11 protein-coding genes are annotated in these 14,617 nt (G+C 56.8%); 10 read left to right on the top strand and 1 reads right to left on the bottom strand.

What is annotated here, in order from left to right; translation table 11 throughout:
• Positions 1-40 precede the first annotated feature (40 nt).
• The 8 genes from tssC (at position 41) to IEW12_RS13590 (ending at position 10,279) form a co-directional block, all read left to right on the top strand.
• On the top strand, positions 41-1,534 hold the full coding sequence (gene tssC, locus IEW12_RS13625) for a type VI secretion system contractile sheath large subunit (RefSeq protein ID WP_188566550.1): 1,494 nt from the start codon (positions 41-43) through the stop codon (positions 1,532-1,534).
• 125 nt (positions 1,535-1,659) lie between these two features.
• Entirely contained in the window at positions 1,660-2,139 is a 480-nt protein-coding gene (locus IEW12_RS13620) for an Hcp family type VI secretion system effector (RefSeq protein ID WP_188566549.1), read from the top strand.
• Positions 2,140-2,386: 247 nt separating this feature from the next.
• The gene (locus IEW12_RS13615) at positions 2,387-3,226 is read left to right on the top strand and encodes a type VI secretion system accessory protein TagJ (protein ID WP_188566548.1); all 840 of its coding nucleotides are present in this window, start codon (positions 2,387-2,389) and stop codon (positions 3,224-3,226) included.
• 33 nt (positions 3,227-3,259) lie between these two features.
• Positions 3,260-3,775 carry a type VI secretion system baseplate subunit TssE gene (gene tssE, locus IEW12_RS13610; RefSeq protein WP_188566547.1) on the top strand — a complete coding sequence of 172 codons (516 nt, stop codon included), beginning with the start codon at positions 3,260-3,262 and terminating at the stop codon, positions 3,773-3,775.
• On the top strand, positions 3,775-5,652 hold the full coding sequence (gene tssF, locus IEW12_RS13605) for a type VI secretion system baseplate subunit TssF (RefSeq protein ID WP_188566546.1): 1,878 nt from the start codon (positions 3,775-3,777) through the stop codon (positions 5,650-5,652). Before tssE ends, tssF begins: the two co-directional genes overlap by 1 nt.
• Positions 5,637-6,698, top strand: a complete 1,062-nt coding sequence (tssG, locus tag IEW12_RS13600; RefSeq protein ID WP_229751098.1) for a type VI secretion system baseplate subunit TssG — start codon at positions 5,637-5,639, stop codon at positions 6,696-6,698. The genes tssF and tssG overlap by 16 nt, the downstream gene beginning before the upstream one ends.
• A 13-nt stretch (positions 6,699-6,711) precedes the next feature.
• Positions 6,712-9,408: a type VI secretion system ATPase TssH gene (tssH, locus tag IEW12_RS13595; protein ID WP_188566544.1), complete on the top strand. Its 2,697-nt coding sequence runs from the start codon at positions 6,712-6,714 to the stop codon at positions 9,406-9,408.
• A gap of 91 nt (positions 9,409-9,499) precedes the next feature.
• A complete protein-coding gene (locus tag IEW12_RS13590) occupies positions 9,500-10,279 on the top strand; it encodes a hypothetical protein (RefSeq protein ID WP_188566543.1) in 780 nt (259 codons plus the stop codon).
• Between the two features lie 43 nt (positions 10,280-10,322).
• On the opposite strand, the gene IEW12_RS13585 is transcribed toward IEW12_RS13590, so the two are convergent.
• Complete coding sequence (locus IEW12_RS13585; protein ID WP_188566542.1) at positions 10,323-11,714, bottom strand: tetratricopeptide repeat protein; 1,392 nt, start codon at positions 11,712-11,714, stop codon at positions 10,323-10,325.
• A 464-nt stretch (positions 11,715-12,178) separates the two neighbouring features.
• Here IEW12_RS13585 and IEW12_RS13580 point away from each other — a divergent pair, with 464 nt between their 5' ends.
• Positions 12,179-12,568, top strand: a complete 390-nt coding sequence (locus IEW12_RS13580) for a DUF4280 domain-containing protein (protein ID WP_188566541.1) — start codon at positions 12,179-12,181, stop codon at positions 12,566-12,568.
• A 75-nt stretch (positions 12,569-12,643) separates the two neighbouring features.
• Positions 12,644-14,593 carry a type VI secretion system Vgr family protein gene (locus IEW12_RS13575; protein ID WP_188566540.1) on the top strand — a complete coding sequence of 650 codons (1,950 nt, stop codon included), beginning with the start codon at positions 12,644-12,646 and terminating at the stop codon, positions 14,591-14,593.
• The last annotated feature ends 24 nt before the right edge of the window (positions 14,594-14,617 follow it).

The following is a 14,617-nucleotide window of genomic DNA, read 5'->3' as shown; positions in this document are numbered from 1 at the left end:
GAAAAAAAGCATACATATCAATATTTGGAGGGATCGTTCCATGGCTACAACTAGTTCAGAAGCGCAAGGGCAATCAGGCGAGGTAACGCTTGAGTCCAGCGACTTCGCGAATCTGCTGCAAAAAGAATTCAAACCAAAGACCGACAAGGCAAAAGATGCGGTCGAGAGCGCTGTACGGACATTGGCGGAGCAGGCATTGGCCGGCACCAGCCTGATCTCCAACGATGTGCTCGGTACGATAGAAGCCTTGATTGCCCAGCTGGATAAAAAATTGTCCGAGCAGGTTAACCTGATTTTGCATCATGCCGAATTCCAGCAAGTGGAAAGCGCGTGGCGCGGCCTGCATTACCTGGTCAATAATACCGAGACGGATGAATCCCTGAAAATTCGCGTGATGAATATCTCCAAAGGCGAATTGCACAAGACCCTGAAAAAATACAAGGGTACTGCTTGGGATCAAAGCCCTATCTTCAAAAAACTGTACGAAGAAGAATATGGCCAGTTCGGCGGCGAGCCTTACGGCTCACTGGTTGCCGACTACTACTTCGATAACAGCGCGCCCGACGTTGAGTTGCTGACGCAAATGGCGCAGATCAGCGCCGCAGCGCATGCTCCGCTGATCAGTGCGGCTGATCCATCCGTGATGTTGATGGACTCCTGGCAGGAGCTGGCCAATCCACGTGACCTGACCAAGATCTTCCAGACGCCGGAACATGCGGCATGGCGCTCCTTCCGTGATTCGGAAGATTCACGTTATGTCGGCCTGGCCATGCCACGCTTCCTGTCGCGCGCTCCCTATGGCGCCAAGACCAATCCGGTGGAAGAATTCGACTTCGAAGAAGATACCGGCGGCTCCGACAGCAAGAAATTCACCTGGGCCAACGCGGCCTATGCGATGGCTGTCAACATCAACCGTTCTTTCAAGCACTACGGCTGGTGTTCACAGATCCGTGGCATTGAATCGGGCGGTGCCGTGGAAGGCTTGCCTGTATATACCTTCCCTACCGATGACGGCGGTGTGGATATGACCTGCCCGACTGAAATCGCGATCAGCGACAGACGCGAGGCAGAACTGGCAAAAAATGGCTTCATGCCATTGGTGCACAAGAAAAACAGCGACCTGGCGGCGTTCATCGGCGCCCAGTCCATGCACAAACCTGCCGAATACGACGACCCTGACGCAACCGCCAACGCCAACCTGGCTGCGCGCCTTCCATATCTGTTCGCTACCTGCCGTTTTGCGCACTACCTGAAGTGCATCGTGCGCGACAAGGTGGGTTCGTTCAAGGAGCGTACCGACATGGAGATCTGGCTCAACAACTGGATCGGCCGTTACGTAGAAAATAACCCGGCAACGGCAACTGAAGCAGACAAGGCCCGCAAGCCTTTGGCTGGTGCGGAAGTCGTTGTGGAGGAAGTGGAGGGTAATCCGGGTTACTACCGCTCCAAATTCTTCTTGCGGCCTCATTACCAGCTTGAAGGTCTGACCGTGTCTTTGCGTTTGGTTTCAAAGCTGCCTTCAGCGAAGGCTTAGCGCTTGTAAAAGGTGGCATGTACCTGTGCCACCTATTTCGTAACGCTGCAATTGCATTAGCCTGGATGTAAATCCACGCTGATCGGGGGCGGCTATTTCCATCAAAAATGAAAGAGGAACATAAAATGATACTGCTCAAATTTGCTACTGCAATCAATGGTGATTCCGTCGTCGATGGCCATGATAAATGGATTACGATCGACTCCCTGCAATTCGGCGTGGGTCGCGCGATTTCCGCCAGCGGCGGCGGTGCCGACCGTGAAACCAGCAACCCGTCTTTTTCTGAAGTGACGATGACCAAGTCAACAGACGTTGCATCTGCCGATTTGTTCATGCAGGCAGTCTGCGGCAAGGGCCTGGGCAAGGCAGAGATCCATTTCCTGCAAACCGGCGGCGCGGACAAAAAGCAGCAGGTCTACCTGAAAATAGAACTGGAAGATGCGATTGTCAGCTCCTATTCGACCAGCAGCGGCGGCGATCGCCCTAGCGAATCGTTCTCGCTGAACTTCGTCAAGATCAGCTACCAATACGACGCATTCAGCGGCTCCAAAGTTACAACAGGAACACCGAAAAAATGGGATCTCACTAAAAACGCGACCTATTGATAGCTGGCGTGTTGGCACGGTAAAGGCAATGCGCGGCCGACGACTATGGTCCGTTCGCAGCGCCTGCCTTCACCTACTGCCTGCTTCTCCGGCGGCGGATCGATTCGTCCGATTCAGCACAGGTTCTTGTAGTGATCCTCGCTCGGCGGAACCTGGTTGCTGCAAAAATCCGGCGCTGTGAAAATACGTTTTGAAAACATATAAGCTGTGAAAACCTGGTTAAGCATCTCAATAAGGGAAAGCCGACATGTCTGCCGTAGAGTCTCTGAAGTCTGGAAATCTCCAGGAAGCCCTGCAAAGCCTGCAGCAGGAAGTACGGCAACATCCCGCAGATTCCAAGCGCCGCGTTTTTCTGTTCCAGCTTCTGGTTGTGCTGGGGCAGTGGGAACGCGCGATGACCCAACTGTCCGTGATTGGCGACCTGGATGCGAATGCCATGCCCATGGTCCACGCTTATCGCGAGGCAGTACGCTGCGAAGTCTTGCGGCAAGAAATTTTTGAAGGCAAGCGCTCACCGCTTATCTTCGGCGATCCTGAGCCGTGGATTGCGCAATTGCTGGAAGCGTTGCGCCTTGGCGCCGCAGGCGATTTTGAGAATTCCCAGATCGCCAGGGAGCAGGCCTTCGCCGCCGCTCCCGGTATTTCAGGCAGCATCAATGAGCAGCCGTTTGAGTGGATTGCCGATGCCGACCCCCGCCTGGGGCCGGTCGTTGAGTTGATTGCCAATGGCAAGTATTACTGGATACCGATGCACCGCATCAGTTCCCTGCGCATAGAGGCTCCTGCCGATCTGCGCGACAACGTGTGGCTCCCGGTAGGTGTTCAACTGGTGAATGCCGGCGAGCTGGTTGGCTTTATTCCTACCCGCTACGCATTGCCCTCTGTGTCGGGCGCTGCGATTGACAATGCCTTGCTGATGGCGCGCCGCACCGACTGGAGCGAACCGGCTCCGGGTTTGTTCTGGGGTAGCGGGCAACGCATGTTTGCAACAGACGAGGCGGATTATCCGCTGATGGAAGTGCGCTCCATTACATTTGCGCATGGAGCTATTGCAGCAAATGACGTGGACGACAGCGCGGCGGAATAATGAAGCAGCTAACAACAACTAGCGGGATCACCCATGGCTGAACTGACAGCCCAGGAGAGATTGCAGCCCTCGCTGCTGGACAGGCTGACCGATGATGAATCGGATTCCAGCCAGGAGAGCCGCGACAAGAAAGTGCTGTCGATGCGCGGCTTGCGCAAGGCGGTGCTGCGCGACCTGGGCTGGCTATTGAATACGACCGGCCTGGGTGCCTTGCAGGATTTGAAAAATTTTCCGCTGGCGGCGCAGTCGGTGCTGAACTTCGGTTTCCCCGATGTCTCCGGCCGGACCGCATCCGGCCTGGACCTGGCGGACCTAGAGCGTCGCCTGCGCCAGGCCATCTGGGATTTTGAACCGCGGATATTGCGCGACACGGTAAAAGTGCGCGCGACCGCATCGGAAGGCAAGAGTGGCAGCCCTAACTACATCATCTTCGAAGTCCATGGGGAATTGTGGGGGCAGCCCTTGCCGGAACGTTTGTACCTGAAAACTGAGCTGGACCTGGAAATAGGCGAGATCAGGGTGTATGACTCTGAATCGAGATCAAGCTGATGGATACCAAATTATTACGCTATTACGAACGGGAACTGCAGCACCTGCGGGAGATGGGCGGCGAGTTTGCGCGTGAGTTTCCAAAAATCGCAGGCCGGTTGGGCCTGGAAACCTATGCCTGCGCCGATCCTTATGTAGAGCGCCTGCTGGAAGGCTTCAGTTTCATGGCGGCGCGGGTGCAACTGAAGATCGATGCGGAATTTCCCCGTTTCACCGAACACCTGCTGGAACTGGTCTATCCGCAATACCTGGCGCCTACACCTTCCATGGCGATTGTGCAATTGCAGCCTGACCTGAGCGAAGGCAGCCTGGCAGAAGGCTTCGCGCTGCCGCGCAGCACGCCCCTACGCAGCCTGCTCGGCAAGGACGACCAGACATCCTGCGAGTACCGCACCGCACAGGAAGTGACGATGTGGCCGCTGGAGCTGACGGAAGCCAAATACTTTACTTATTCCGGCGAGCTGGGCGGTGTTGATCTTTCCCGGCTAGGCAGCATCAAGGCAGGTTTGCGCCTGCGCCTGAAAACAACCGCCGGCCTGAAATTCAATGAGATAGCGCTGGATAAGCTTTCTCTGTATATACGCGGCAGCGATTCACTTCCCAGCAAAATACTGGAACAGATACTGGCCAATGCGGTCGGCATGGTGGCGATGCCGACCAGGCAGCCTGTCGCCTGGCACCAGTTCATCCATAAGTCGCAGATCGCTCGCGTAGGCTACGAAGACGAGCAGGCGCTGCTGCCGACCGGGCCGCGTTCTTTCCAGGGATACCGGCTGTTGCATGAGTACTTCGCTTTTCCGCAGCGCTTCATGTTTGTGGAATTGGGCGGTTTGCAGGAGGCGGTAAGACGCTGCGGCGACAAGGAAATGGATGTCGTGATTCTGTTTGACCGCATCGACCCCAGCCTGGAGCAGGCTGTCAATGCAGCCAATTTCTCGCTGTTCTGCACGCCGGTGATCAATCTTTTTCCCAAGCGTGCCGACCGTGTGCATTTGAGCGAGCAACAGTCCGAATACCATGTGGTGCCGGATCGTACCCGCCCGATGGATTATGAAATCTACCAGGTGCTGGGGGTCAAGGGCTACGGTACGGGAGCGGAAGCTGAGCAGAGCTTCCAGCCGTTTTACGCATCCAACGACCTGTTGTCAGCCACCGAGCGCCGGGCCTATTACCAGGTAAGGCGCAGCCAGCGTGTGTTGTCCGAAAAGCAAAGGCGCCAGGGACCGCGCTCCAGCTATATCGGTAGCGAAGTTTTCATGGGTATCGTCGACGCTGCAGAAGCGCCGTTTGCGACCGGCCTGCGGCAACTGGGCATAGACACCTTATGTACCAATCGCGATCTGGTGCTGAGCATGCCGGTGGGCAGCGGAAAGACCGATTTCACGGTTGAGTCCAACGCGCCGGTGCAGGCCGTGCGCTGCCTCAGCGGGCCGACTGCTCCGTCGCCGTCTCATGCAGAAGGTGAGACCGCCTGGCGCCTGGTCAGCCATCTGTCGCTGAATTATCTGTCGCTGATAGACAGTGAGCAGAAAGAAGCGGCATCTGCGCTGAAGGACCTGCTCAAACTGTATTGCAGCGCCGAGGATGTCAGCGGGCAGAGGCAGATCGAGGGCATCAAGTCGGTGACTGCCAAGCCTATCGTCAGGCGCATACCGGTGCCTGGTCCGATTACCTATGGCCGCGGCTTGCAGATTACGCTGACGCTGGAAGAAAGCGCTTTTGAAGGGATGGGTGTCTTCATGCTGGGCGCGGTGCTGGAGCAATTTTTTGCGAAATATGTATCGCTGAATTCTTTCACTGAAACCGTCATCCGGACGCCGCGGCGCGGCGACATCATCAAATGGCCAGCCAGGGTGGGACGATGCGAGATCCTGTAGACGTCCTGCGCAAACTGGAGGATGACCCCTCCGGCTTTGATTTCTTTGCCGCATTGAGGTTACTGGAGAATACCCACGCCGATATGCCGCGCATAGGCCAGGCCACGCGCCCGCAAAACGAAGCGGTGCGCTTCGGCCAGGTGCCGTCGCTGGCATTTGAGGGCAGCATGCTGGCTGCATTCAAGCCTGGCAGCGAAGGGCGTGCTCCGCGCATGGAAGTGAATTTCTTTGGCCTGCTGGGCGCAAACGGACCCATGCCCGTGCACATCACGGAATACGTGCGTGATCGCCTGCGCAATTCAGCAGACCCTACGCTGGCTCGTTTCCTGGACATATTTCATCACAGGATGATTTCGCTGTTTTATCGTGCCTGGGCCAGTGCCCAGCCCACGGTAAGCCTGGACCGGCCCGATGCCGACCGCTTTGCCGAATACATGGGTTCCTTGATAGGTACAGGGATGGAGTCCCTGCGCAAGCGCGACGCGCTGCCCGAGTTCGCCAAGCTGCACTATGCCGGCAGTCTTTCTTCATTGACGCACAATGCGGATGGCCTGGCCAGGCTGCTGACGGATTTTTTCAAGATACCGGTACAGATCCAGGAATTTGTCGGCCATTGGATGAGCTTGCCTGCGGACAGCCGTTGCCGCTTGCGCACGGGTCTGGGCCAGGACGCCGAAGTATTGGGAATGACAACGGTGCTGGGCTCCAAGGTGTGGAACTGCCAGCACAAGTTTCGCGTCGTTATCGGCCCGGTCGATCTGGCCGAGTTTCAGCGCATGCTGCCCGGCGGCGACAGCCTGCAAAGGCTGACAGCCTGGATACGCAATTATGCCGGCCTGGAATATGACTGGGACGTGAACCTGATACTGAAACAAAAAGAAATACCGCAGCTCACACTGGGCAAGCAAGCCCGGCTGGGCTGGACCACCTGGCTTTGCAGTCGTCCGCCGAAAACTGACGACAGGCAGTTATTGCTTTCTCCAGCATCGCATAAAAATACTCACAAGACTTCACAACACAGCAATCATACCCATTACTCAGTGTAAATAAGGATAGATCATGGCCGAAATCAGTCGCGTTGCCCTGTTTGGTAAGCTCAACAGCCTGTGCTACCGGGCAATAGAAAGCAGCACGGTTTTCTGCAAGCTCAGGGGCAATCCCTACGTAGAGCTGGTGCACTGGCTGCATCAGGTCATGCAGTTGCAGGATTCCGACCTGGCAAGACTGATCAAGCATTTTGGCCTGGACCCTGCCGGTCTGGCGCGCGACATGACCGATGCGCTGGATCGCCTGCCGCGCGGCTCCACCTCGGTAACCGACCTGTCCTCGCAGGTAGAAGAGGCGGTTGAGCGGGCCTGGGTATTCGGCACGCTGATGTTCGGTGAATCGCAGGTGCGCACCGGCCACCTGATCGTCGGCATATTGAAAACTTCGGCGCTGCGCAACAGCCTGTATGCAATGTCGCGCCAGTTTGAAAAAATCAAGGTCGATGTGCTGGCGGAAGATTTCGCGAACCTGCTCGGCGATTCGCCAGAGGCGCAGATGCGTGCCAGCGACGGCTTCCAGGTAGGAGGCGGTGCGGCACCCGGCGAGGCCAGCGGCGCAGTGGCCCCGGCTGCCATGGGCAAGCAGGAAGCGTTGAAGCGATACACGGTGGACCTGACTGAGCAGGCACGCAGCGGCAAGCTGGACCCCATAGTCGGCCGTGATGACGAGATTCGCCAGGTGATCGATATCCTGATGCGCCGCCGCCAGAATAATCCCATCTTGACGGGCGAGGCCGGCGTCGGCAAGACCGCGGTAGTGGAAGGCTTTGCGCAGCGCATCGTGGCCGGCGATGTGCCGCCTTCGCTGAAGGATGTGGTCTTGCGCACGCTCGACGTGGGCTTGCTGCAGGCCGGCGCCAGCATGAAGGGAGAGTTTGAAAACCGCCTGCGCCAGGTGATAGAAGAAGTGCAGTCATCGGAAAAGCCGGTGATCCTGTTCATTGATGAAGCGCACACTCTGGTCGGCGCCGGTGGCGCCGCAGGCACGGGCGATGCTGCCAACCTGCTGAAACCGGCACTGGCACGCGGCACCCTGCGTACCGTTGCCGCTACGACCTGGGCCGAATACAAGAAGCATATAGAAAAAGATCCGGCGCTGACCCGCCGCTTCCAGGTGGTGCAGGTGCCGGAGCCAACTGAAGACAAGGCTATTCTGATGATGCGTGGGATTGCCTCGACGATGGAAAAACACCATCAGGTGCAAGTGCTGGACGAAGCGCTGGAAGCCGCAGTCAAATTGTCGCACCGCTATATCCCGGCGCGCCAGTTGCCGGATAAATCCGTCAGCCTGCTGGATACTACTTGTGCCAGGGTCGCCGTCAGCCAGCACGCGACGCCACCGGCAGTAGACGATAGCCGCAAACGCATCATTGCACTGGAAACCGAACTGGAAATCATCGCCCGTGAAACGGCAGTCGGCGTTGACACCAGCGCACGTCATAGCGTGGCGCAAGACAAACTGGGCATAGAAAAAGCTCGCCTTGCCGAGCTGGAAACCCGCTGGAATGCGGAGAAGGTGCTGGTCACCAAGATTCTGGAACTGCGCGGCAAGCTGCGCGCAGTCACCGGCAAGGTGGAAGGCGCAGCCGACGCTGCCGTGCCTGTTGATAATGCCGCTGAACGCGATGCCTGGCTGAGTGAACTAAAAGGCCTGCAGGCAGAGCTTGCTAGCCACCAGGGGGAAACCCCGTTGATCCTGCCGACCGTGGATCATCAGGCGGTAGCCTCAGTCGTGCAGGACTGGACCGGCATCCCGGTCGGCCGCATGGTGAAGAACGAAATAGAAAATGTGCTCAAGCTGGCGGATACCTTAAGCAAGCGCATCATCGGCCAGCGCCATGCGCTGGAGATGATCACCAAGCGTATCCAGACCTCGCGTGCCGGCCTGGACAATCCTAGCAAGCCTATCGGTGTGTTCATGCTAGCCGGTACTTCCGGCGTCGGCAAGACCGAAACTGCGCTGGCATTGGCCGAAGCGCTGTACGGCGGCGAGCAGAACATCATTACAATCAATATGAGCGAGTACCAGGAAGCGCATACTGTTTCCACGCTGAAGGGCGCGCCTCCGGGCTACGTCGGTTACGGCGAGGGTGGTGTATTGACCGAAGCGGTGCGCCGCCGGCCGTATAGCGTCGTGCTGCTGGATGAGGTGGAAAAAGCCCATCCGGATGTACATGAAATTTTTTTCCAGGTATTCGACAAGGGCTGGATGGAAGACGGCGAGGGCCGTGTGATCGACTTTAAAAACACGCTGATCCTGCTGACCACCAATGCCGGTACCGATATGATCATGAATTTGTGCAAGGACCCTGAGCTGATGCCGGAACCGGAAGGCATTGCCAAGGCGCTGCGCGAGCCGCTGCTGAAGATCTTCCCGCCGGCCCTGCTGGGCCGCGTAGTGACGATTCCTTACTATCCTTTGAATGACGAAATGATAGGCGCGATCATCCGCCTGCAACTGGGCAGGATAGCAAAGCGGGTAGGAGAGAGCCACAAGATCCCGTTTACCTATACCGATGAAGTCGTGAAGCTGATCGCTAGCCGCTGCACCGAACTGGAAAGCGGAGGCCGCATGATTGATGCGATCTTGACCAATTCATTATTGCCGGCAATTAGCGGCGAATTTTTGACGCGCATGATGGAAGGCAAGCCCGCTCTGAAGGTGGAAGTGAGTGTTGCCGATGGCGAATTTACCTATAGTTTCGAGTGAAAACCTTTGGCTTTGCAGATGCCAGAGTGGCTGACGGAAAGCAGATAAAGCGTTTTTTGAAATTACACCAGTATTTTAGGAGGGATGGAAAATGGCATACGAAAGCACCGATCAAGGAAGCGACTCCTTTGGCATGGTCAATGCCGTAGGCGGCATGGGCGGCAGAGGATTCTTCAAGGATGGGGAATCCATGGTTAAAGGCGGTTTGAAAGCCGGGATGAATATCTCGACGTCGGCAGCGGCGATTGCAAAAGGCGTTGGCACGGCATCGGCTGCTACGGGACCGATAGGCGCTGGCGTGGCCTATGCGCTGGATACTTGCATCACGTTTTACGAGGCATCTACCGACCTGGGTAAGGCTCGCTCAAAAATAGCGAGATTGGAAGCCTTGGTAGGCAAACCGGGAACGAATCCTAAAACCGAAGACATACTGGTCTGGCTGATCAACAAGCTGGGCAGGCGAGTCAATTATGATCATGCAGAAACCGGCGGCTCGCATATTATGGCCGCGGCGACCAAGGCTAAATGGGATGAGGGCGGGCATGGAAATCGCGCCAAGGCGGTAGGCATGGGAGTCGGGACTGCCGTGGCTGGAGCGGTGGGCACCGTAGGCGGGCAACTGGCGACCAAGGGAACCCGGGCGATACGGGGCGGTTTGAAAAAACTGGGCCTGATGGGAAGCAAGCGGGCAGACTATGCGAAGGACCTGTATAGCCTGGCCAAAGGAGGCGATACAGTGGCGAAGGAAATCGTGAGCATAGTAATGACCGCCGGCATTGCATCTCCGTCTGACGTTCAGAAATATCAGGAGCGGATCGATAGCGCCATGTCGGACGCACTAGCTTCTGCGATGTCCAGCTTCAAGGAATAAGGCGGCGGGCTAGCGCAAGCGGTCCGGTTGGCAGCAGCTAGCCTCAGTTGGGGCTGATCCAGGACATGGCGATAAGGCCCGCTACTGGCATGCCGCCTTCGGTGCGGAGTGTGCTGCAGGCGATGCTGGTCTTGCCGAAGCCAGCGGTGGCGAGACAGGCACGCACATAATTTTCTGCATGTGAATACCTGCCGTGTACGCCTAGCTGATAATCGTCTGTCATCGATTTTTCAAGAGTAAAACATAGCATGCCGTCGCCGGTAAGCGCACCGGCCGCGGCTGCGAAGACGGCTTCCAGCTTGCCCAGATAGCACAGCGTATCGGCAGAGGCGATCAGGTCGAATCTGGACTGCTGCGCGGACAGGTAGGCGACCAGTTCGGCTTCCTGCAATTCATCGTACACCTTGCGTGCATCGGCCAGTTGCAGCATTCCAGCCGATAGGTCGATACCGGTCAGGGATTTTGCAAAAGGGCGCAGCAAGGGGGCGCATAAACCGGTGCCGCAACCGGCATCCAGGATGTGCAGCGCGGCGCGGGCCTGGCCATAATGCTGCGCGACAGCTTGCTGCACCAAGGCCGGCGCCCGGTAATCCAATTTTTCCAGCGTGCTGTCGAAGTTTTCGGCGAAACGGTCAAAGGTGTCGCGGACGTAGTCTGCGCTGGCATGATCCGGCGTGGCGCTGGCGCCCAATGCCGCCAGCATATGTGTCGCAACCGCCTGCTCCGGTTCCAGCGCCAGCCATTCCTGCAATGACTGTACGGCAGCATCATGTCTGCCTGCGGCGGCCAATGTTCTGGCCAGTGCCTCACGCGTGACAGGCGATGCCGCTTCTATCGCCAGCGAGCGGCGATAGCTGTCTGCTGCGTCGTCCATCCTCTGCATGGTTTCCAGCGCCTTGCCCACGTGGAAGTGGGCATAAGCATCGGTAGGCGTGATCTCTGTCACCTTGCGGTAGGCGGCCAGTGCTTGCGGCAGCAGGCGTAGTTCAAAGTAGACATCGGCCAGCGTTGCTTGTGCTGCTGCCGCATCCGGCATCATCTCTGCGGCCTTGATCAAGATGGCCGCGGATTCCTCCAGGCGGCCGGTATCTTGCAGCAGGCGCCCCAGGTTGAAGTAGACATCGGCAAAATCCGGTTGCAACTGGAGTGCCAGGCAATAGTGGTGTTCAGCGTCGGCATGCGAGCCCAGCTTGTGCAGCAAGCGCCCCAGGTTGTGTTGTATCGGTGCTTCATCAGGAGCCAGCGCCAGCGCGCCGCGAAACGCTTGTTCCGCCTGCTCCCAGTGCTGCAACTCTTCTTCGCAGGCGCCAAGGTTGTTACAAGCGCGGAAGTGGCTGGCGTCCTGTGCGAGCACTTGCCGGTACAGGCCGGCGGCGTCTGAAAACCGGCCAGTATGGTGCAGTGTCCTGGCTTGCTCAAAAAGATCGTTATTCATGTCGGAGGGCATCATAGCTTTGATTTGATGTGAAACGATAGCAGTATTTGATGCGCATGAATATGCGAAGCATTGATTGCTGTGGTGCAACATGAAATATGCCGTTACACGGTTTTCCTTGGGCTTTTACACAATGCCGCAAGCTGCGTTGTAAAGCTCGTTGTAAAGCTTATTTACGCCGTTGTAAAAAGGGTGGTTTCAGGGGCTTCGTTTGATTGTCGGTATGATAAAAATATGCGATGATGCAACAGCCTTTCGGCCCTGCAGCACGTATGCAACGCGTAAATCGACGGGCATGGAATTTGCTGAATACCGGTCAGGAGCGAGGGGTTGTCATCATCGTGTAAAGAAACCCTGCGAGGACCCGCGCTTCCGCCGTAAGGAGACCGGCCTCTGCCAGCGTTTCATATGCGATGGCAAACGATCGGTGAAGCAGTAGTACAAAACTATGGGACAAACAAAGTATGCCAAACCAGGTTTCGATGGGCGCCTTGTTGCAATGCAGCTTTGGGCTTGCGCCGTCCTCGCTGGTGGTCCTGCCCAAGAACAAGGTGATGGGTGAAGGCCCACCGGCCGCCAACATCATGGACCATATTCCTATGGTGAACATCATGCCTTTCGGCATGTGCAATTCACCGGCGAATCCCACGGTGGCAGCAGCGACAGCGGCAGCGCTCGGCGTATTGACCCCCATGCCCTGTATCCCGGCGACATCTGCGCCCTGGGTGCCGGGTGCAGCAACGGTGATGTTGGGCTTTATGCCGTCGCTGGATAATGTGTCCAAATGCATGTGTAACTGGGGCGGCGTGATCAGCATCAATAACCCGGCTACAACGAAGACGATGATTCCGTGATCGGGCGGTAAAGTCAGAACGACGATTTGAAGCAGCAAGCCAGCATAGATAAAAATAACCGGACAGACACAGCAAATGCCAGCCATCCAGGATAACCGACGAGTCGTCATCACCAGTCCACTGGGTGCGAATGTATTGCTGTTTTATCGCATGCGCGGCACTGACGGGCTGGGGGAGCTCAGCGAATACCATCTGGACCTGCTGAGCGAAAAATCCGACATCAAGATAGACGACATCCTGGGCAAGGATATGTCGATTGCCATCGACCGCCCTGATGGAGAGCAGCGCGAGTTCAACGGCCTGGTTACCCGCTTTGCAATGACCGGCAGGCAAGGCCGCTATGCCACCTACCAGGCCACAGTGCGGCCATGGCTGTGGTTTTTGACACGGGCTTCCGATTGCCGCATCTTCCAGGAAAAAAGTGCGGTCGATATCATCAAGGCGATTTTTGAAAAATATACCGTCGCCGATTTCGATTTTGGCGAGCTGACTGGCACTTATCCGATCTTGCCGTATTGCGTGCAATACCGCGAGAGCGATTTTAACTTTGTCAGCCGCCTGATGGAGCGTTTCGGGATCTACTATTATTTCAAGCACACTGCTGGCCGCCATACGATGGTGATGGCCGATTCCTATGCTGCGCACTCGAAGATCCCCGGCTACGCCGAACTGAATTATGTGCCGGATGATGAGGCCGCGATGCGCAATGGCGAAGTCGTGTACCAGTGGCTGATGGGTGGAGAGATACACACCGACGCGCATGCGCTGAAAGCCTTTGACTTCGAAAAGCCGACCAGCAATCTTCTGGTCAAGTCAAAAATCATGCGTTCGCATGACCAGAATAACCATGAAGTGTACGATTATCCCGGCTTGTTTACCGAGCGTAGCGACGGTGAGACATCGGCCCGGCTGAAGGTCGAAGCCCTGCAAAGCAATTATGAAATTGTCCATGGCCGCACCACTGCGCGTGGCGTCGTCCCTGGCGGCATGTTCTCCCTGGCCGAACATTCCCGCGCCGACCAGAATGGCGAATTTCTGGTCGTCGGTGCCGAGTACGAACTCGCTTCCGACGCGTACCAAAGCCAGCCTGATCCAAAAAATACCCTGTTCCTGGATTGCAGCTTTAAAGCGATAGGCAAGGAGCATGCATATCGGTCGGAAGCTCGCGCCAGGAAGCCTGTGATACAAGGGCCGCAGACTGCAATCGTGGTTGGCAAGGCCGGCGAGGAAATCTGGACCGACAAGTATGGCCGCATCAAGGTGCAGTTCCATTGGGATCGCCTGGGCCAGGATGACGAAACCAGCTCCTGCTGGGTGCGCGTATCTCAGGCCTGGGCTGGAAAACGCTGGGGCCACCTGTTTATTCCGCGCATAGGACAGGAAGTGATCGTCAGTTTCCTGGAGGGAGACCCGGACCAGCCGCTGGTGACCGGCAGCGTATATAACGCCGACATGATGCCGCCGTACAAATTGCCAGACCAGGCCAGCCGCTCCACGATGATGAGCAATTCGACCAAGGGCGGCGAGGGCTACAATGAGTTGCGCTTTGAGGACAAGAAAGGCAGCGAGCAGTTTTTCCTGCATTCGGAAAAAAACCAGGACAATTATGTCAAGAATGACCTGCTGGAGTGGATAGGCAATAACCGCCACCTGATGGTTGAAAAAGACAAGATGGAGCAGGTTGGCGGCGACAAGAGCGTCACCGTGAAGGGCGACCTGAATGAGAAGGTAACCGGGACCACATCAATGGATGCCGGCATGGATTTGCAGAGCAAGGCCGGCATGAAGTACGGCCTGGAGGCGGGTACCGACATCCATATCAAGGCAGGCATGAATGTAGTGATCGAAGCTGGGATGAGTATTACGCTAAAGGCCGGTGGCGGCTTTATTGTGATCGGCCCGGCCAGCGTCGCCATTTCCGGCACTCCTATATTACTGAATAGCGGAGGCTCCGCCGGCAGCGGAGCGGGCGCGGCACCCAAGGCGCCCACGGCTCCCGAAAAAGCGGATGATGGAAGCAAATAAGAAGATGAGACAGTTTATTTTTTC

Source organism: Parundibacterium terreum (assembly GCF_014636315.1).
GTDB lineage: Bacteria > Pseudomonadota > Gammaproteobacteria > Burkholderiales > Burkholderiaceae_D > Undibacterium > Undibacterium terreum.
Note: the sequence above shows the minus strand (reverse complement) of the source record. Positions and strands in the feature narration are given on the sequence as shown.